24 protein-coding genes and 1 pseudogene are annotated in these 15405 nt (G+C 65.6%); 19 read left to right on the forward strand and 6 right to left on the reverse strand.

The window, feature by feature from the left end; genetic code table 11:
• The 13 genes and pseudogenes from RCO38_RS23980 to RCO38_RS24040 form a co-directional block, all read left to right on the forward strand.
• Positions 1–77 (forward strand): annotated as a pseudogene (locus tag RCO38_RS23980) (EF-Tu/IF-2/RF-3 family GTPase); the annotation flags it as partial.
• A 17-nt stretch (positions 78–94) separates the two neighbouring features.
• Positions 95–409, forward strand: coding sequence for a 30S ribosomal protein S10 (rpsJ, locus tag RCO38_RS23985; protein ID WP_066157716.1), 315 nt, complete (start codon positions 95–97; stop codon positions 407–409).
• A gap of 207 nt (positions 410–616) precedes the next feature.
• A complete protein-coding gene (rplC, locus tag RCO38_RS23990) occupies positions 617–1285 on the forward strand; it encodes a 50S ribosomal protein L3 (protein ID WP_308331119.1) in 669 nt (222 codons plus the stop codon).
• The gene (rplD, locus tag RCO38_RS23995; protein ID WP_066157712.1) at positions 1285–1905 is read left to right on the forward strand and encodes a 50S ribosomal protein L4; all 621 of its coding nucleotides are present in this window, start codon (positions 1285–1287) and stop codon (positions 1903–1905) included. The genes rplC and rplD overlap by 1 nt, the downstream gene beginning before the upstream one ends.
• Positions 1902–2213, forward strand: coding sequence for a 50S ribosomal protein L23 (rplW, locus tag RCO38_RS24000; protein WP_066157709.1), 312 nt, complete (start codon positions 1902–1904; stop codon positions 2211–2213). The genes rplD and rplW overlap by 4 nt, the downstream gene beginning before the upstream one ends.
• A 2-nt stretch (positions 2214–2215) precedes the next feature.
• On the forward strand, positions 2216–3040 hold the full coding sequence (gene rplB, locus RCO38_RS24005; protein ID WP_308331121.1) for a 50S ribosomal protein L2: 825 nt from the start codon (positions 2216–2218) through the stop codon (positions 3038–3040).
• A gap of 12 nt (positions 3041–3052) precedes the next feature.
• Entirely contained in the window at positions 3053–3328 is a 276-nt protein-coding gene (gene rpsS / locus RCO38_RS24010) for a 30S ribosomal protein S19 (RefSeq protein ID WP_066157704.1), read from the forward strand.
• A gap of 9 nt (positions 3329–3337) precedes the next feature.
• Entirely contained in the window at positions 3338–3673 is a 336-nt protein-coding gene (rplV, locus tag RCO38_RS24015) for a 50S ribosomal protein L22 (RefSeq protein ID WP_066157701.1), read from the forward strand.
• Positions 3674–3689: 16 nt separating this feature from the next.
• Positions 3690–4550 (forward strand): 30S ribosomal protein S3, encoded by an 861-nt coding sequence (rpsC, locus tag RCO38_RS24020; RefSeq protein ID WP_308331123.1) that lies wholly within the window; start codon positions 3690–3692, stop codon positions 4548–4550.
• Between the two features lie 2 nt (positions 4551–4552).
• On the forward strand, positions 4553–4969 hold the full coding sequence (gene rplP / locus RCO38_RS24025) for a 50S ribosomal protein L16 (protein ID WP_066157696.1): 417 nt from the start codon (positions 4553–4555) through the stop codon (positions 4967–4969).
• A gap of 15 nt (positions 4970–4984) precedes the next feature.
• On the forward strand, positions 4985–5185 hold the full coding sequence (gene rpmC, locus RCO38_RS24030) for a 50S ribosomal protein L29 (RefSeq protein ID WP_308331124.1): 201 nt from the start codon (positions 4985–4987) through the stop codon (positions 5183–5185).
• Between the two features lie 11 nt (positions 5186–5196).
• The gene (rpsQ, locus tag RCO38_RS24035) at positions 5197–5466 is read left to right on the forward strand and encodes a 30S ribosomal protein S17 (protein ID WP_066157687.1); all 270 of its coding nucleotides are present in this window, start codon (positions 5197–5199) and stop codon (positions 5464–5466) included.
• Positions 5467–5570: 104 nt separating this feature from the next.
• On the forward strand, positions 5571–6077 hold the full coding sequence (locus RCO38_RS24040) for a peroxiredoxin (protein WP_308331125.1): 507 nt from the start codon (positions 5571–5573) through the stop codon (positions 6075–6077).
• A gap of 3 nt (positions 6078–6080) precedes the next feature.
• Here the strand turns inward: RCO38_RS24040 and RCO38_RS24045 are convergent, their stop codons facing one another.
• On the reverse strand, positions 6081–6569 hold the full coding sequence (locus tag RCO38_RS24045) for a GNAT family N-acetyltransferase (RefSeq protein ID WP_308331126.1): 489 nt from the start codon (positions 6567–6569) through the stop codon (positions 6081–6083).
• A 91-nt stretch (positions 6570–6660) separates the two neighbouring features.
• A complete protein-coding gene (locus RCO38_RS24050) occupies positions 6661–7341 on the reverse strand; it encodes a cytochrome b/b6 domain-containing protein (protein ID WP_308331127.1) in 681 nt (226 codons plus the stop codon).
• 157 nt (positions 7342–7498) lie between these two features.
• Between RCO38_RS24050 and RCO38_RS24055 the strand changes: the two genes are divergently transcribed.
• The gene (locus tag RCO38_RS24055) at positions 7499–7951 is read left to right on the forward strand and encodes a c-type cytochrome (RefSeq protein ID WP_308331128.1); all 453 of its coding nucleotides are present in this window, start codon (positions 7499–7501) and stop codon (positions 7949–7951) included.
• A gap of 89 nt (positions 7952–8040) precedes the next feature.
• Here RCO38_RS24055 and RCO38_RS24060 read toward each other — a convergent pair whose 3' ends face one another.
• Both RCO38_RS24060 and RCO38_RS24065 read right to left on the reverse strand, forming a co-directional pair.
• Positions 8041–8550 (reverse strand): TlpA family protein disulfide reductase, encoded by a 510-nt coding sequence (locus tag RCO38_RS24060; protein WP_308331129.1) that lies wholly within the window; start codon positions 8548–8550, stop codon positions 8041–8043.
• Positions 8551–8628: 78 nt separating this feature from the next.
• Positions 8629–9042, reverse strand: a complete 414-nt coding sequence (locus tag RCO38_RS24065) for a thioredoxin fold domain-containing protein (protein ID WP_308331130.1) — start codon at positions 9040–9042, stop codon at positions 8629–8631.
• A gap of 180 nt (positions 9043–9222) precedes the next feature.
• Between RCO38_RS24065 and RCO38_RS24070 the strand changes: the two genes are divergently transcribed.
• From RCO38_RS24070 to ptsP, 5 genes are read left to right on the forward strand one after another with little or no spacing between them, the layout of a single operon-like run.
• On the forward strand, positions 9223–9759 hold the full coding sequence (locus RCO38_RS24070; RefSeq protein ID WP_308331131.1) for a hypothetical protein: 537 nt from the start codon (positions 9223–9225) through the stop codon (positions 9757–9759).
• Positions 9756–11018 (forward strand): MFS transporter, encoded by a 1263-nt coding sequence (locus tag RCO38_RS24075; protein WP_308331132.1) that lies wholly within the window; start codon positions 9756–9758, stop codon positions 11016–11018. Before RCO38_RS24070 ends, RCO38_RS24075 begins: the two co-directional genes overlap by 4 nt.
• A 10-nt stretch (positions 11019–11028) precedes the next feature.
• Positions 11029–11475 (forward strand): PTS sugar transporter subunit IIA, encoded by a 447-nt coding sequence (locus RCO38_RS24080; RefSeq protein WP_308331133.1) that lies wholly within the window; start codon positions 11029–11031, stop codon positions 11473–11475.
• A complete protein-coding gene (locus RCO38_RS24085) occupies positions 11444–11713 on the forward strand; it encodes an HPr family phosphocarrier protein (protein ID WP_066157661.1) in 270 nt (89 codons plus the stop codon). The genes RCO38_RS24080 and RCO38_RS24085 overlap by 32 nt, the downstream gene beginning before the upstream one ends.
• Positions 11710–13485 (forward strand): phosphoenolpyruvate--protein phosphotransferase, encoded by a 1776-nt coding sequence (ptsP, locus tag RCO38_RS24090; RefSeq protein WP_308331134.1) that lies wholly within the window; start codon positions 11710–11712, stop codon positions 13483–13485. Before RCO38_RS24085 ends, ptsP begins: the two co-directional genes overlap by 4 nt.
• A 5-nt stretch (positions 13486–13490) precedes the next feature.
• On the opposite strand, the gene RCO38_RS24095 is transcribed toward ptsP, so the two are convergent.
• On the reverse strand, positions 13491–14333 hold the full coding sequence (locus RCO38_RS24095) for a DMT family transporter (RefSeq protein ID WP_308331135.1): 843 nt from the start codon (positions 14331–14333) through the stop codon (positions 13491–13493).
• 255 nt (positions 14334–14588) lie between these two features.
• A complete protein-coding gene (locus tag RCO38_RS24100) occupies positions 14589–15293 on the reverse strand; it encodes an AraC family transcriptional regulator (RefSeq protein WP_308331136.1) in 705 nt (234 codons plus the stop codon).
• Positions 15294–15405 lie beyond the last annotated feature (112 nt).

Raw genomic sequence — 15405 nt, forward strand, 5'->3', positions numbered from 1 at the left:
AAGAAGGTCTGCGCTTCGCCATCCGTGAAGGCGGTCGCACCGTCGGCGCCGGCGTCGTGGCCAAGATCATTGCGTAACCGGATCGGAGAACCGCATGTCTACCAAGCAGAAAATCCGCATCCGCCTGAAGGCGTTTGATTACAAGCTGATCGACACCTCGGCTGCCGAGATCGTCGACACCGCCAAGCGTACCGGCGCGATCGTCAAGGGGCCTGTGCCGCTGCCGACCCGCATGAAGCGCTTCGACATCCTGCGTTCGCCGCACGTCAACAAGACCTCGCGCGACCAGCTGGAAATCCGCACCCACCAGCGCCTGATGGACATCGTCGACCCGACCGACAAGACGGTCGACGCCCTGATGAAGCTGGATCTGCCGGCCGGCGTGGACGTCGAGATCAAGCTGCAGTAATCAGCAGTGCGCAGGCTCGGCGATGGCCGGGCTTGCACAAACAAAGCCCGCTGGTTATACTGGCGGGCTTTTCGGGCTTCTGGCCCTTAACCGCGTTCGTCTTTCGGTCTTCGACCGGTGGGCTGCGCACCATCAGCTCCGGCAGTCTTAGGAAGGCCGGGACGAAACATCAGCCCCGGCCAATTGCAGTCGGGAACGGAGAAAACAATGAGTCTTAGCAACTCCCTCGGGTTGTTGGGTCGCAAGGTGGGCATGATGCGTCTGTTCACCGATGACGGGGACGCAGTGCCTGTCACGGTGGTCGATGTGTCGAACAACCGTGTGACGCAAGTCAAAACCCAAGCCAACGACGGCTACGACGCGCTGCAGGTCACTTTCGGCCAGCGCCGCGCCTCCCGCGTGACCAAGCCCGTCGCGGGCCACCTGGCCAAGGCCGGTGTCGAAGCGGGTGAAATCATCCAGGAATTCCGCGTCGCTGCCGATGTGGCTGCCCAGTACCAGCCGGGCGCTACCGTGGCCGCCAACGCCATCTTCGCCGCCGGCCAGAAGGTCGACGTGCAAGGCACTTCGATCGGTAAAGGTTATGCCGGCACCATCAAGCGCCACAACTTCAGCTCGCAACGCGCGTCGCACGGCAACAGCCGTTCGCACAACGTGCCGGGCTCGATCTCCATGGCCCAGGATCCGGGCCGCGTGTTCCCGGGCAAGAAGATGACCGGCCACATGGGCGACCAGACCAAGACCATCCAGAACCTGGACATCTTCCGCGTCGACGAAGCCCGTCAGCTGCTGATGATCCGTGGTGCCGTGCCTGGCGCCAACGGCGGCTTCCTGACCGTCCGTCCCGCCGTCAAGGCCAAGAAGGGAGCTAACTGATGCAAGTTGAACTCCTGAACGACCAGGGCCAGGCTGCGTCCAAGCTGGACGTGCCCGAGACTGTGTTTGGTCGTGACTACAACGAATCCCTGATCCACCAGCTCGTGGTGGCTTATCAGGCCAACGCCCGTCAAGGTACGCGTGCGCAAAAAGACCGTGAACAGGTCAAGCACTCGACCAAGAAGCCGTTCAAGCAGAAAGGCACCGGCAACGCCCGTGCCGGTATGACGTCCTCGCCGCTGTGGCGCGGGGGTGGCCGCATCTTCCCGAACAGCCCGGACGAAAACTTCACCCAGAAGCTCAACAAGAAGATGTACCGCGCCGGCATGGCCTCCATCTTCTCGCAGCTGGTGCGTGAAGGCCGCCTGGCCGTGGTCGACTCCATCAAGGTGGACTCGCCCAAGACCAAGCAGCTCGCCGCCAAGTTCAAGGCCATGAACCTCAGCAACGTGCTGGTCATCGCCGAAGAAGTCGACGAGAACCTGTACCTGGCTTCGCGCAACCTGGCCAACGTGCTCGTGGTCGAGCCGCGTTACGCCGACCCGGTGTCGCTGGTGCACTACAAGAAGGTGATCGTCACCAAGGGTGCCATCGACCAGCTCAAGGAGATGTTCGCATGAGCGTCACGAAATACGACGAAGGCCGTCTGATGCAGGTGCTCGTGGCACCGATCGTGTCGGAAAAGGCCACGCAAGCCGCCGAGCAGTCCAATGCGGTGCTGTTCAAGGTGCTGCAGGACGCCACCAAGCCCGAAATCAAGGCCGCCGTTGAACTGATGTTCAAGGTCCAGGTCAAGGGCGTGTCCGTGCTCAACCAGAAGGGCAAGACCAAGCGCTTCGGCAAGACCGTGGGTCGCCGTGACCATGTGCGCAAGGCCTATGTCACGCTGGCCGAAGGTCAGGAACTCAACTTCGGTGGGGAGGCCTAATCATGGCAGTGATCAAGATGAAACCGACTTCGCCAGGCCGTCGCGGCATGGTGAAGGTCACGCGCGAACACCTGCACAAGGGTGACGGTTTCGCGCCGCTGCTGGAGCCCCAGCACCAGAAGTCCGGCCGCAACAACAACGGCCACATCACGGTTCGCCACAAGGGCGGCGGTGCCAAGCACCACTACCGTGTGGTCGACTTCCGTCGCAACAAGGACAACATTCCGGCCAAGGTCGAGCGCATCGAGTACGACCCGAACCGCACCGCACACATCGCGCTGCTGTGCTACGCCGACGGCGAGCGCCGCTACATCATCGCCCCGCGTGGCGTTGAAGTCGGTGCCACGCTGCTGTCCGGTTCCGAGTCGCCGATCCGCGTGGGCAACACCCTGCCGATCCGCAACATCCCCGTCGGTTCGACGATCCACTGCATCGAGCTGCAAGTCGGCAAGGGTGCACAGATTGCCCGTTCCGCTGGTGCCTCCGCCGTGCTGCTGGCCCGCGAAGGCATCTACGCCCAGGTTCGCATGCGTTCGGGCGAAGTGCGCAAGATCCATGTGGATTGCCGCGCCACCATCGGTGAGGTCTCCAACACCGAGCACAGCCTGCGCCAGATCGGCAAGGCCGGTATCAAGCGCCACATGGGCATCCGCCCGACCGTGCGCGGTACCGCCATGAACCCGATCGACCACCCGCACGGTGGTGGTGAAGGCAAGACCGGCGAAGGTCGTGCACCGGTGGATCCGTGGGGCAACCTGACCAAGGGTTACCGCACCCGCAACAACCGCCGCACGCAGAACATGATCGTGTCGCGTCGCAAGAAGTAAGGGGTTGACGAAATGACTCGTTCTCTCAAAAAAGGTCCCTTCGTTGACCACCACCTGATGGCCAAGGTCGAGAAGGCTGTGTCCACCAAGGACAAGAAGCCCGTCAAGACCTGGTCGCGCCGCTCCATGATCCTGCCCGAGTTCATCGGTCTGACGATCGCCGTGCACAACGGCAAGCAGCACGTGCCCGTGTACATCACCGACCAGATGGTGGGACACAAGCTCGGCGAGTTTTCGCTGACGCGCACGTTCAAAGGCCACCCGGCCGACAAGAAAGCCAAGAAGTAAGGACCAACCATGAGTACAGAAACCCGCTCCGTCGTTCGCGGCGTGCGCCTGTCGGTGGACAAAGGCCGTCTCGTGGCCGACCTGATTCGTGGCAAGAAGGTCGACCAGGCCCTGAACATCCTGTCGTTCACGCAAAAGAAGGCCGCCGGCATTGTCAAGAAGGCGCTCGACTCCGCGATCGCCAACGCCGAGCACAACGACGGGGCCGACATCGACGAACTGTTCGTCAAGTCGATCTACGTCGAGCAAGGCACCACGCTCAAGCGTTTCGCTGCCCGCGCCAAGGGCCGCGGCAACCGCATCAGCAAACCCACGTGTCACATCTACGTGACGGTTGGCAACTGAAGAGGCAAGAGGACATATGGGACAGAAAATCAACCCCACCGGCTTCCGCCTCGCAGTTTCCCGCAACTGGGCCAGCCGCTGGTACGCATCCAATCGTGACTTCGCCGGCATGCTGGCCGAAGACATCAAGGTGCGCGAGTACCTCAAGGGCAAGCTGAAGAACGCCGCCGTTTCGCGCGTCGTGATCGAGCGCCCCGCCAAGAACGCACGCATCACCATCTACTCGGCACGTCCGGGCGTGGTGATCGGCAAGAAGGGCGAGGACATCGAGAAGCTGAAGAAGGATCTGGCCGCCAAGCTGGGCGTGCCGGTCGCGGTGAACATCGAGGAAGTGCGCAAGCCCGAAATCGATGCCAAGCTGATCGCCGACTCGATTACCCAGCAGCTCGAGAAGCGGATCATGTTCCGCCGCGCCATGAAGCGCGCCATGCAGAACGCCATGCGTCTGGGTGCCCTGGGCATCAAGATCATGTCTGCCGGCCGTCTGAACGGCATCGAAATCGCCCGTACCGAGTGGTACCGCGAAGGCCGTGTGCCGCTGCACACCCTGCGCGCGGACATCGACTACGGCACCTCGGAAGCCAAGACCACCTACGGCGTCATTGGCGTCAAGGTCTGGGTTTACAAGGGTGACACCCTGGGTCGCAACGATCTTCCTGCTGTGGAAACCCCGCGTCCGGAAGAAGAGCGTCGCCCCCGTGGCCCGCGCCGTGAGCGTCCGGCCGGTCCTGCTGCCCGCGCCGCTGTGCGTCGCGGTGGCAATGCCGCCCCGACCGATGGCAGCGACAAGCCTGCCGAGGCCACCGACAAACCCGCCGTTAAGCGCGTTCGCAAAGACGCACCCGCAGGGGCACCTGCGGACGGCAAAGGAGAATAAACATGCTGCAACCTGCTCGTCGCAAGTACCGTAAAGAGCAAAAGGGCCGCAACACGGGCGTCGCCACCAGCGGCGCCACCGTTGCCTTCGGCGACTTCGGCCTGAAGTCGACCGACCGCGGCCGTCTGACGGCCCGCCAGATCGAGGCTGCACGCCGTGCGATTTCCCGCCACGTCAAGCGTGGTGGCCGCATCTGGATCCGCGTGTTCCCGGACAAGCCGATCTCCCAGAAGCCAGCCGAAGTCCGTATGGGCAACGGCAAGGGTTCCGTGGAGTACTACGTGGCCGAAATCCAGCCCGGCAAGGTGCTGTACGAAATCGTGGGCGTGCCCGAGCAGCTCGCTCGTGAAGCCTTCGCCCTGGCCGCCGCCAAACTTCCCCTGCGCACCACGTTCGTGGCACGCATGCTGGGTCAGTGATTCAGGAGAACATAGATGAAAGCTGCTGAACTGCGCCAGAAGGATGTGGCCGGCCTGGAAGCCGAAGTGAAGTCTCTGCAGAAGGCCCATTTCGGCCTGCGCATGCAGAAGGCCACGCAACAACTCAACAACACCGCCACGCTGGGCGACACCCGCCGTGCCATCGCTCGTGCCAAGACCATCCTTGCCGAGAAGCAACGCGCCGCCGCCAAGTAAGGAGTGACGAAATGACGGAAGCCAAAACATCCCTCAAGCGCACCCTGATCGGCAAGGTGGTCAGTGACAAGCGCGCCAAGACCGTGACGGTTCTGGTCGAGCGCCGTGTGAAGCACGAGCTCTACGACAAGATCGTCGCCAAGTCGAGCAAGTACCACGCCCACGACGAAAAGGGTGAATACAAGCTCGGCGACGTGATCGAGATCACCGAAAGCCGCCCGCTGTCCAAGACCAAGAACTGGGTGGCGACCCGCCTGGTTCAAAAGGCCGCTGTGGTGTAAGCCTGTTTGCGCCTCTCACTGCGCAACCTGAAAAAGCGACCGAGAATTTCGGTCGCTTTTTTCATTTCCGGCCTCCGGGCCACCACAGACGAGGAGAACACACCATGATTCAGGTTGGCGACAAGATTCCGGCGGTCACGCTGATGGAGTACAGCGAAGTCGAAGGCAACGGCTGCAGCATTGGACCGAATCCGGTGGACACGACCAAGGCCAGCGCCGGCAAGACCATCGCCCTCTTTGCGTTGCCTGGTGCGTTCACGCCCACCTGCTCGGCCAAGCATGTGCCGGGTTATGTGGAGCAGTACGAGGCGCTGAAGGCTGCGGGCGTGGACGAGGTCTGGTGCGTGAGCGTCAACGATGCCTTCGTGATGGGCGCGTGGGCCCGCGACCAGAACACGGGCACCAAGGTGCGCATGCTGGCGGACGGCAGCGCGGATTTCGCCAAGGCGACCGGCCTGACGCTTGATCTGACCGCGCGGGGCATGGGCTTGCGCAGCAACCGCTATTCGATGCTCATCGAGGATGGCGTGGTCAAGACGCTCAACGTCGAAGGTCCTGGCAAGTTCGAGGTCAGCGACGCAGCGACGCTGCTGGCCCAGGCCCGTTCCTGAGGTTCAGGTACCGCCCAGGGTGAGGGCGCGCAGATCCAGCTTGAGGTAGTGCGCGCCCGCCAGCGGGTTGTGATAGTAAGGCTCGGTCTCCACGAAGCCTACCTCGTGGTAGAGGGCGCGGGCCGCCTCCATGTCGGTCAGGGTATCCAGCAACATGGTTGTGTATCCGGCCTGCTGCGCGCCCATGATCACTGCATCCACCAGTTGCCGACCCAGCCCGAGCCCGCGGAACGCCGGGCGAACAAACAGCCGTTTCATTTCGCACGCATTGAGGTGGTCGCTGTTGGCCAGCGGCCGGAAGGCGCAGCACCCCGCCGGTGAACCATCGACTTGCACGAGGAAGAGCCCCCCGGCTGGTTCGGCATAGTCGCCGGGCAGCGACCGCAGCTCCTCTTCAAACCCCTGAAAGCAGAGGTCGATGCCCAGCCCCGCCTGGTAGTCCAGAAACAATGCCCGAACCGACTCCAGTTCACCGACCGTGCGGGCGTGCATGAGTGACAACTGGGAAGCTTGACGGGAGTCGGGCATCGGATAGAAGAAACGGTGCAGGCGAGCGGGCACTATACGACAGGGCAGAAGCTCATCATCCCCCGCTGCTCGGTGTCTGACCCAGCCCGACCACCCAATACACCGCGGCAGCGCACACTGCCCAGATCAGCAGCGCCAGCAGGCGCGACGACGCACTGTCCCGGGCGCTGGGCAACGGGGTTGCCACCTGCTTGTCCCCCAGCACCATCGCACCCAAGAGGTTGTCTTTCTTGATCCACTTGTAGACCAGGATGGCCAGCACGTGCAACACCACCAGCGCAATGAGCAGAAGCTTGCCGACGGACTTGTGGTAGCGGGTGGCCTGGCTCACCGTGTCCCCCGACACCAGACTGGCCAGGGGGCCGGTGAAGGCGATCTCGTCGTCGGCGAACAGGCCGGTGCTCACCTGAAGCAGCAACACCACGAGCAACGCGAACACTGACAGCATGCCCAGCGGGTTGTGACCGACGCGGTGTTCGGGCCGGGCGTTACCTCGCAAGTAGGCCAGCACCGCCGACGGGCCATAGAGGAAGCTGCTGAAACGGGACCAGTGCCCGCCAACGAAACCCCAAACGATGCGAAACAGCAGCAGGCTCAAGACCGTGTAGCCCAGGCGCCCGTGCCAGATCATCCAGCTGCCGCCCACATTGGCGGTGACGACCAGGCCGATGACGCAGAGGGCCAGTGCCCAGTGGAACAGGCGGGTTGGAAGATCCCAGACGCGGATGGTGTGCATGGCAAGGACCTGGTGAAGAAGCCGAGGGACGGATAGAGAAGATACACGGACACGGGTTCCCGCGGAACTTTTTCCCACGCAGACCACTCCTCGCTCAGGTAACCCGTCCGGTTACGCGTCCACCCGTTTTTTCAATCAACCCTGCGCAGGAGTCCTCATGAAACTGCTTGCTTCACTCACGCTGGCCGCCGTCGTGTCCACACTGTCGGTGCCGGCGATGGCCCAGTTCCAGAAGCCGGAAGATGCCATCAAGTACCGCAAGGCGGCCATGACGGTGATGGCCGCTCATTTCGGCCGCATTGGCGCGATGGCCAGCGAGAGAGTGCCCTTTGACGCCAAGGTGGCGGCAGAAAATGCGGCGACCGTGGAGTTCATGAGCAAGCTGCCCTGGGGCGGGTTCATCGCCGGATCCGACAAGGGGGAAACCAGTGCCAAGCCGGAGATCTGGACCGACGGTGGCAAGTTCAGGAAGGCATCGGAGGACATGATGGCGTCGGTGGCGCTTCTCAACGCCGCAGCCAAGACGGGCAACCTCGACAATCTGAAGAAGGCCTTTGGCGAATCGGCCAGGACCTGCAAGGCCTGTCACGACAGCTTTCGCAAGGAGTAAGCAGGCACTTCGGCGTTGCTGCAAAACAAAAAAGGGCTGGCTCCGTCAGGGCGCCAGCCCTTTTTTTCTTGGCGGCGGGGGGATATCGGTCAGCTCTTGGCGAGCAGGTTCTCGATCAGCTGGTGCAGTGTGCCGAAGTCGGGCTCGCCCACGAAGCGCTTGACGATGCGGCCCTGCTTGTCGACCAGGTAGGTGGTGGGCGTGAGCTTCACATCGCCCCAGTTCCTGGCCAGCTCGCCGGTGTTGTCCAGAGCCACCTTGAACGGCAACTGGCGCGACTGCGCGTAGTTGGCCACCCAGGCGGGCTGGTCGTAGCTCATCGCCACCGCGATGGTCTCGTAGCCCTTGTCCTTGTACTTCTGGTGGGTGCTGACCAGCGATGGCATCTCCTTGACGCAGGTGACGCAGGTGGTGGCCCAGAAATTGATGAGGGTCACCTTGCCCTTGAGGTCGGCGGTGGTGGTGCTGCTGCCGTCCAGCAGCACAAAGCGGGAGGCGGGCGCTTCGTCACCCGAAGCACAGCCGGACAGGCCGAGCACTGCGGCCGCGAGCAGGGCTCCGAGCGCGGTGCGACGGGGGAAGAACTGGGAAGACATCATGGCGCAGGGCAACAAAGTACAGAAAGAGTCGGGTGTGATCCCCGGATTGTCCGGGAGTTCATACCGATCAGGCAATGTTCAGCGCAGCCGGGTGCGCGCCTGCTGGAGTCGGGCGTCGAGGTATTCGCCGTAAAAATCCGGCACCGCCACGCCAACCAGCCGCTCCGCGAGTTCCTCCCCCTTGGCCCCCAGAAACAGCACGGTGGGAGCGAAACGGGCTTTCCAGGCTTTGGCCTGCTCTGCGGGCGTGGTCATCGAGCCGTCGAATCCCTGCAGATTGCTGGTTCGGTCGCGGATGTCGAGCTGGACTGCGTGCAATTGGCCCTGGCGCAGCATGGGCAGCAGATGGTGGTTGCGCACGAGGTCGCAGTACGGACAACCGGCCACGGTGGTCATCACGACCAGCGGCTCGCCACGTGCCACCGCCCCTTGGGCGCTGCCACGCAGCGAGGTCGGACTGGGAAGGGTCGACAAAAGAGCGGGGGTGGTCATGGGAACAGAAAACTCAGGGGGGTATGGTCGCCGGGGGACTCACGATACCGCGATCAGGGCATTTTTCCAACCGGGTTGAATCGCTGGCCGGGCCGAGGATGCAGATACCATCGGCAGCAACCCACGGGCCCATGAGCCTTCTGCGGCGGCGCCCCGCTGCCGCGCCTTCGGGAGACACCCTTGTTGCACCCTTTGCGCGCCGCCGGTCTGGTGGCGCTGCTGACTGTTGTGGCCTGCAGCCCCACGTTCAACTGGCGCGAGTGGCCGGTTCCCGGCACGCCCCTGCGCGCGCTGATGCCCTGCAAACCCGAGAGCGCCAGCCGGCCGGTGCCGATGGTCGGTACGCCGGTGGAGCTGCACATGCACGCCTGCGAGGCCGGCGGCATGCGGTTCGCGGTGGCCTGGACCGACGTCGGCCGGGCCGACCAGGTGCCGGCGGCATTGGCGGCCTGGCCTTTGGCCAGCCTTCAGACGCTGCGGGTGACAGAGGCTTCGCTGGACGACCCGGGGCTGGCCTGGGCGGTCGAGGTCAAGGGAGCCTCGCAGGTCCGGGGGCTGCGCGCCCGGGGCACCGACCCCCAGGGGCGGCCGGTGCTCACGCAGGCGGTGTACTTCGCCCGCGGCACCCAGGTGTTCCAGGCCGCGGTCTATGGCAACCGCCTGGACCAGGGAGCGAACGAAGCCTTCTTCGCCGGACTGGATCTGGCCGCTCCATGACCGCGGTGGCCAAGGCCTCGCCGGGAGACGATGTGTTGTCGCCCCTGGTGGCGGTGTCTGTGTTTCTGGCGTTCGCGCTGGCCTACTTCCTCTCGGCGCTCATCCGCGCGGTCACCGCCACGCTGTCGCCGGTGCTGAGCGCCGAGCTGTCGCTCCAGGCGAGCGACCTTGGCCTGCTGGCCGGCGGCTACTTTTTCGGCTTCGCGCTGACGCAGCTGCCCCTGGGCTCGTGGCTGGACCGGTACGGGCCGCGGCGGGTGATCCTGGCGTTCCTGGGCGTGGCGGTGCTCGGCTGCGTGGCCTTTGCCATGGCAAGCAGCTTCACGGGCTTGCTGGCCGCCCGCGTGCTCACCGGCATGGGTGTGAGCGCCTGTCTCATGGCACCGCTCACCGGCTACCGCCGCTGGCTGCGGCCGGCCACACAGATGCGCGCCAACTCCTGGATGCTGATGACCGGCTCGCTGGGCATGGTGGCGTCCACCCTGCCGGTGCAGTGGCTGATGCCTGTGCTGGGCTGGCGCGGTCTGTTCTGGCTGCTGGCGGCGCTGGTGCTGCTGTCCATGCTGGTGCTGGCGGCCCTGGTGCCGCGCTGGCGCAGCGAGGCCGCGCTCTTGGTGGCCGAGCCCGAATCGTCGGGCTACGGCTTCATCTGGCGCCATCCGTACTTCCGTCAGATGGCGCCCATCGGCTTCGTCAACTACGGCGGCATGGTCGCGGTGCAGACCCTCTGGGCCGGTCCGTGGATGGTGCAGGTGGCGGGATACACGCCGCAGCGCGCGGCGGTAGGGCTGTTTGCGATCAACCTGTGCATGCTGCTGAGCTTCTGGCTGTGGGGCATGGTCAACCCCCACCTGGCGCGGCGGGGCATCCGGGCCGAGCGACTGATCGCCTGGGGCCTGCCCTTGAGTTTCATTGCGCTGGCCGCCATCGTGGTGCTGGGCCCCGGGGCCGGCTGGCCGTTGTGGGCCGCGTTCTGCGTGAGCAGCACCTTTGTCTCGCTGTCGCAGCCCGCGGTGGCGCTGGCGATGCCGGCGGCGGCGGCCGGACGCGCGCTGTCGGCCTACAACCTGGTCATCTTTGCCGGGGTGTTCCTGGTGCAATGGGCGATTGGCGGGCTGGTGGACGCCTTCGGCTTGCTGGGTTGGGACGCCTTGGCGCGCTTCCGGGGTGCCATCACCGTGTTCGGTCTGTGCTGCGCCGCGGCCTATGGGGTTTTCCTGCTCGGCCACTGGCGCCAGCGCGCCGCCCCCGGGGGATAAACTCCGGAGCATGAACGGCATCCTCATCGTTGCGCATGCCCCGCTGGCCTCGGCCCTGCGGGCTTGCGTGCTGCACGTGTTCCCCGACAGCGCTGGCGCGGTGTCGGCCCTGGATGTCATGCCCAATGCCCCCCCGGAAGAGTCGCTGGGCCAGGCGCGCATCCTCATGCGCCAGCTGGACACGCCGCAGACCCTGGTGCTCACCGACGTGTTCGGCGCCACGCCCTGCAACGTGGCGCACAAGCTCATCGATGGCGTGCACTCCAAGCTGATCGCCGGCGTCAACCTGCCGATGCTGCTGCGCACCGTGTCGTACCGGCACGAGTCTCTGGACGCGCTGGTCTCTCGCGCCATGGTGGGGGCCACGCAGGGTGTGATCCAGGTGGCCGTGACGGCACCACAGAATCAGGCGAGAAGAACCACACATGATCAAGACCACCGCGACCATCAGCAATAAGCTGGGCCTGCACGCCCGCGCTTCTGCCAAGCTCACCAAGCTGGCCGGCAGTCACCAGTGCGAGGTGTGGATGTCCAAAGGGGACCGCCGCATCAATGCCAAGAGCATCATGGGCGTCATGATGCTGGCAGCCGGCGTGGGCAGCCAGGTCGAGATCGAGACCAGCGGTCCGGACGAGCAGGCGGCGATGGACGCCATCGTGGCGCTGATCAACGACAAGTTCGGGGAAGGCGAGTGAGCTTCACCGTCCACGGCCTGGCCGTCTCCCGGGGCATCGCCATCGGGCGGGCCGTGATCGTGGCGTCCAGCCGCATCGACGTCGCCCACTATTTCGTCAAACCCGATCAGGTCGAGGCCGAAATCCAGCGCCTGCGGCAGGCCCGCAACGGTGTGGTCGCGGAGATCGAGAAGGTCCAGGCCAGCCTGGACGAGCTGGGTTCGCAGGATGCCCATCCGGAGCTGAGCGCGCTGCTCGACGTGCACCTGATGCTGCTGCAAGACGAACAGCTCACCAGCGGCGTCAAGCACTGGATCACCGAGCGCCACTACAACGCCGAATGGGCGCTGACCACCCAGCTGGAGGTGATCGCGCGCCAGTTCGACGAGATGGAGGATCCGTACCTGCGCGAGCGCAAGGCGGACCTGGAACAGGTGGTCGAGCGCATGCTGCGCATGATGCGCGGGGTGGCCTCGCCCGTGGCCGCGCCGCTGCCGCCGACCGACCCCGCCGAGGCCTCTGGCACCCTGTTCGATCCCTCCGTGGACGTGCCGCTGGTGCTGATCGCGCACGACCTGTCGCCGGCCGACATGCTGCAGTTCAAGCAGAGCGTGTTTGCGGGCTTCGTCACGGATGTGGGCGGCAAGACCAGCCACACCGCCATCGTCGCGCGCAGCATGGACATTCCTGCGGTGGTGGGCGCGCGCTCGGCCAGTCACCTCATCAACCAGGACGACTGGGTCATCATCGACGGCGACGCTGGCGTGGTGGTGGTCGACCCTTCGCCCATCCTGATGGCGGAGTACGGCTTCAAGCAGCGCCAGGGCGAAGTCGAGCGCGAGCGGCTGTCCCGCCTGAAGAACACGCCGGCTGTGACGCTGGACGGCCAGAAGATCGAGCTGCTGGCCAACATCGAGCAGCCCGACGACGCCGCCGCGGCACTCAAGGCGGGTGCCGTGGGTGTGGGGCTGTTCCGCACCGAATTCCTGTTCATGGGGCGCAACGGCAAGCTGCCCGACGAGGAGGAGCAGTACGCTGCCTACCGCCGCGCCGTGGAAGGCATGCAGGGCCTGCCGGTGACGATCCGTACGGTCGACGTGGGCGCCGACAAACCGCTGGACCGCACGCCGGTGCGCGCCGGAGAAGACCACCTCAACCCGGCGCTGGGTCTGCGCGCGATCCGCTGGAGCCTGGCCGATCCGGCCATGTTCCTGGCGCAGCTGCGCGCCATTCTGAGAGCGGCCGCGCTGGGGCCGATCAACCTGCTGGTGCCGATGCTGGCGCACGCCAGCGAGATCCGCCAGACGCTGGCGCTGATCGACAAGGCGCGCGCACAGCTCGACGCCCGGGGCCAGGTGCATGGTCAGGTGCGGCTGGGCGCCATGATCGAGGTGCCCGCTGCGGCGCTGACGATCCCGCTGTTCCTGCGCCACTTTGACTTTCTCTCCATCGGCACCAACGACCTGATCCAGTACACGCTGGCCATTGATCGTGCCGACGAGGCGGTGGCCCACCTCTACGACCCGGTGCACCCGGCGGTGCTGCAACTGGTGGCCAACACCATCGCGCAGGCCCGGGCGCAGGGCAAGAGCGTGAGTGTGTGCGGCGAGATGGCGGGCGATGTGGGCATGACGCGCCTGCTGCTCGGCCTGGGCCTGCGCAGTTTTTCGATGCACCCCTCGCAGATCCTGGCCGTCAAACAGCAGATCCTGCGCTGCGACACCGGCAAGCTCGCGACCTGGGCGCAGAGTGTGCTGGCGGCCGAGGATCCGGCTGCGCTGATGGCCGACTGAGCGGCTCAGCCGGTTGGCTGCCGCGTGGCCAGCACCGCCGCACCGATGATCAGGGCCGCGGCCATACCCACCGACAGGCTCGGTGCCTCGCCACGCATCCACAGCAGGGTCAGCGTGGACAGCAGTGGCGTGAGGAAGCTCAGCACGCCGATCTGCCGCGCGTCGCCGCGCTTGAGCGCCGCGTCCCACAGGAAGAAGGCGCCGCCCAGCGGTCCAAGGCCGAGCAGGGCGATCAGCGTCCAGTCCTGCGGTGTCAGCGTCATCGCCGGCTCCATGAGCGCGTGGCACAGCAGCGACAGCAGGCCCGACACGAGGGCGAAGCTGCCGATGGAGGCGGTCGGGAACGGGGCCACGCGCTTGGTCAGCAGCGAATAGCTGGCCCAGATGAAGGCCGAGCCGGCGGCGGGGATGTAGCCCCACGCCCAGACGGCCTCGGCCGCACCGCTGCGCCCGAGGATGGCCAGGGCGGCGCCCCCGAAGCCCAGCAGGGCGGCCAGGAGGTGGCGTCCGGTCAGCACCATCCCGGGGAGAAACAGGGGGGCCATCACGACAATGCCCAGCGGCCACAGGTAGTTCACCAGATTGGCCTGCACCGGGGGGGCGTGGCGCAGCGCGATGAACAGCAGGAAGTGGAAGCCGAACAGGCCGTACACGCCCAGGGCCAGCGTCGCCGGCGGCACCCGCCAGCGCCGCCAGTCGAAGCATGAGAGCGGCAGGGCGATCAGGCTACCGATCAGCAGCGAAAGGCCGGTCAGCAGGAATGGCGGGACGTGGGACAGGGCCACCCCCAGCGCGGCCAGCGATCCCCAGAGGGCGACGGCACCCAGTGCAAGCAGGTTGGCGTTCATCTCTTCAGCCTGTGCAAACGGTCTGTTGGAACTGGAGCAAAGCCGTGGAGACTGGAAATCTTTGACGCTGCATGAGGTATTTTTCTTTCACCGGGCCTGCACGAACGAGCGGCGATGCCGTCGGTTTGCATCCACATGGGCGGTGCGCCGGTGCTGGTGCACATGGCCGTGGCGATCACCGCCAGGTAGAAAAGGCGCCAGGGGAGCGGCAACAGGCTGCCAGAGCTTAGCCCGGCGGTCGTCGCGCGCCGCGGGTCAATCGTCGATGTTCAGGGGCGTGGGGCCGCCGTCTCTGCGCAATGCCGCCGTGAGGGCAGAGGGAGATCGGTAGCCGCAGCGGCGGGCAACCTCGGCCACGGGCAGGCCCTGCGCACGCAGGTGGCGCGCGTGGTCCAGCCGCAAGCCGCGCAGCCAAGCCATGGGGCTGAGGCCGAGTTCCCGACGGCAGCGCTCGGTGAATTGCGCAGGGCTGAGGTGGGCGCGTGCAGCGAGTTCGGCCACCGACATAGGCCCGCCTGCAGCCTGGCGCGCCCAGACTTGCAGGGTCGCCCAGTCGATGGTGCGCCGCACGCGCTTGGCTCCCGCGGGTGGCGCCCAGGCCTCCAGCAGCAGCGCCGGACCCATCAGACGGGCCCGTGCCAGCCCTGTCGAGCAGGCCGACGCCAGATACCGGGCCAGCGGCAGGGTCTGCGGCAAGGGAACGCTGCGATCCAGCCGCGCCCAGTCCGGGTCGGACGAGTCCAGCACCAGGCACTGTGCGCCTGCGACGGATTCGAAATCGTGCCGCTGACCTGGCGTGATGACCATCCCGTCGCCCTGACCGATGCGCCGTCCGCGGCCGTCGACCTCCAGCTCAAGCACGCCCTCCAGGCCCAGCAGGATCTGGAAATGGTCGTGTGCATGACTGCCCGGGGAAGCGCCATAGTGGCGCACGGACAGGGTCTCGTGCGCGCCGGCCATGTCAGTTCCTGGGGGTGTTCAGCACGTCGTGTGCCTGCTGGTCCGCGTGATAGCTGGAGCGCACCATGGCGCCCACGGCGGCGTGGGTGAAGCCCATCTCGTAGGCCTTTTC

Origin of the sequence: Hydrogenophaga pseudoflava (assembly GCF_031020795.1) — a bacterium.
In the GTDB taxonomy this organism is placed as follows: Bacteria; Pseudomonadota; Gammaproteobacteria; order Burkholderiales; family Burkholderiaceae_C; genus Hydrogenophaga; species Hydrogenophaga pseudoflava_A.

Bases quoted from the DNA above. Each gene is read 5' to 3' on its own strand.
- RCO38_RS24050 (WP_308331127.1), bottom strand. From the start codon at position 7,341: ATGCACACCATCCGCGTCTGGGATCTTCCAACCCGCCTGTTCCACTGG.
- RCO38_RS24040 (WP_308331125.1), top strand. From the start codon at position 5,571: ATGATTCAGGTTGGCGACAAGATTCCGGCGGTCACGCTGATGGAGTAC.
- rpsQ (WP_066157687.1), top strand. From the start codon at position 5,197: ATGACGGAAGCCAAAACATCCCTCAAGCGCACCCTGATCGGCAAGGTG.
- RCO38_RS24100 (WP_308331136.1), bottom strand. From the start codon at position 15,293: ATGGCCGGCGCGCACGAGACCCTGTCCGTGCGCCACTATGGCGCTTCC.
- RCO38_RS24075 (WP_308331132.1), top strand. From the start codon at position 9,756: ATGACCGCGGTGGCCAAGGCCTCGCCGGGAGACGATGTGTTGTCGCCC.
- rplD (WP_066157712.1), top strand. From the start codon at position 1,285: ATGCAAGTTGAACTCCTGAACGACCAGGGCCAGGCTGCGTCCAAGCTG.
- rpmC (WP_308331124.1), top strand. From the start codon at position 4,985: ATGAAAGCTGCTGAACTGCGCCAGAAGGATGTGGCCGGCCTGGAAGCC.
- rpsJ (WP_066157716.1), top strand. From the start codon at position 95: ATGTCTACCAAGCAGAAAATCCGCATCCGCCTGAAGGCGTTTGATTAC.
- rplP (WP_066157696.1), top strand. From the start codon at position 4,553: ATGCTGCAACCTGCTCGTCGCAAGTACCGTAAAGAGCAAAAGGGCCGC.
- rpsS (WP_066157704.1), top strand. From the start codon at position 3,053: ATGACTCGTTCTCTCAAAAAAGGTCCCTTCGTTGACCACCACCTGATG.
- rplW (WP_066157709.1), top strand. From the start codon at position 1,902: ATGAGCGTCACGAAATACGACGAAGGCCGTCTGATGCAGGTGCTCGTG.
- RCO38_RS24060 (WP_308331129.1), bottom strand. From the start codon at position 8,550: ATGATGTCTTCCCAGTTCTTCCCCCGTCGCACCGCGCTCGGAGCCCTG.
- rplV (WP_066157701.1), top strand. From the start codon at position 3,338: ATGAGTACAGAAACCCGCTCCGTCGTTCGCGGCGTGCGCCTGTCGGTG.
- rplC (WP_308331119.1), top strand. From the start codon at position 617: ATGAGTCTTAGCAACTCCCTCGGGTTGTTGGGTCGCAAGGTGGGCATG.
- RCO38_RS24095 (WP_308331135.1), bottom strand. From the start codon at position 14,333: ATGAACGCCAACCTGCTTGCACTGGGTGCCGTCGCCCTCTGGGGATCG.
- RCO38_RS24045 (WP_308331126.1), bottom strand. From the start codon at position 6,569: ATGCACGCCCGCACGGTCGGTGAACTGGAGTCGGTTCGGGCATTGTTT.
- rpsC (WP_308331123.1), top strand. From the start codon at position 3,690: ATGGGACAGAAAATCAACCCCACCGGCTTCCGCCTCGCAGTTTCCCGC.
- rplB (WP_308331121.1), top strand. From the start codon at position 2,216: ATGGCAGTGATCAAGATGAAACCGACTTCGCCAGGCCGTCGCGGCATG.
- RCO38_RS24080 (WP_308331133.1), top strand. From the start codon at position 11,029: ATGAACGGCATCCTCATCGTTGCGCATGCCCCGCTGGCCTCGGCCCTG.
- RCO38_RS24065 (WP_308331130.1), bottom strand. From the start codon at position 9,042: ATGACCACCCCCGCTCTTTTGTCGACCCTTCCCAGTCCGACCTCGCTG.
- RCO38_RS24055 (WP_308331128.1), top strand. From the start codon at position 7,499: ATGAAACTGCTTGCTTCACTCACGCTGGCCGCCGTCGTGTCCACACTG.
- RCO38_RS24085 (WP_066157661.1), top strand. From the start codon at position 11,444: ATGATCAAGACCACCGCGACCATCAGCAATAAGCTGGGCCTGCACGCC.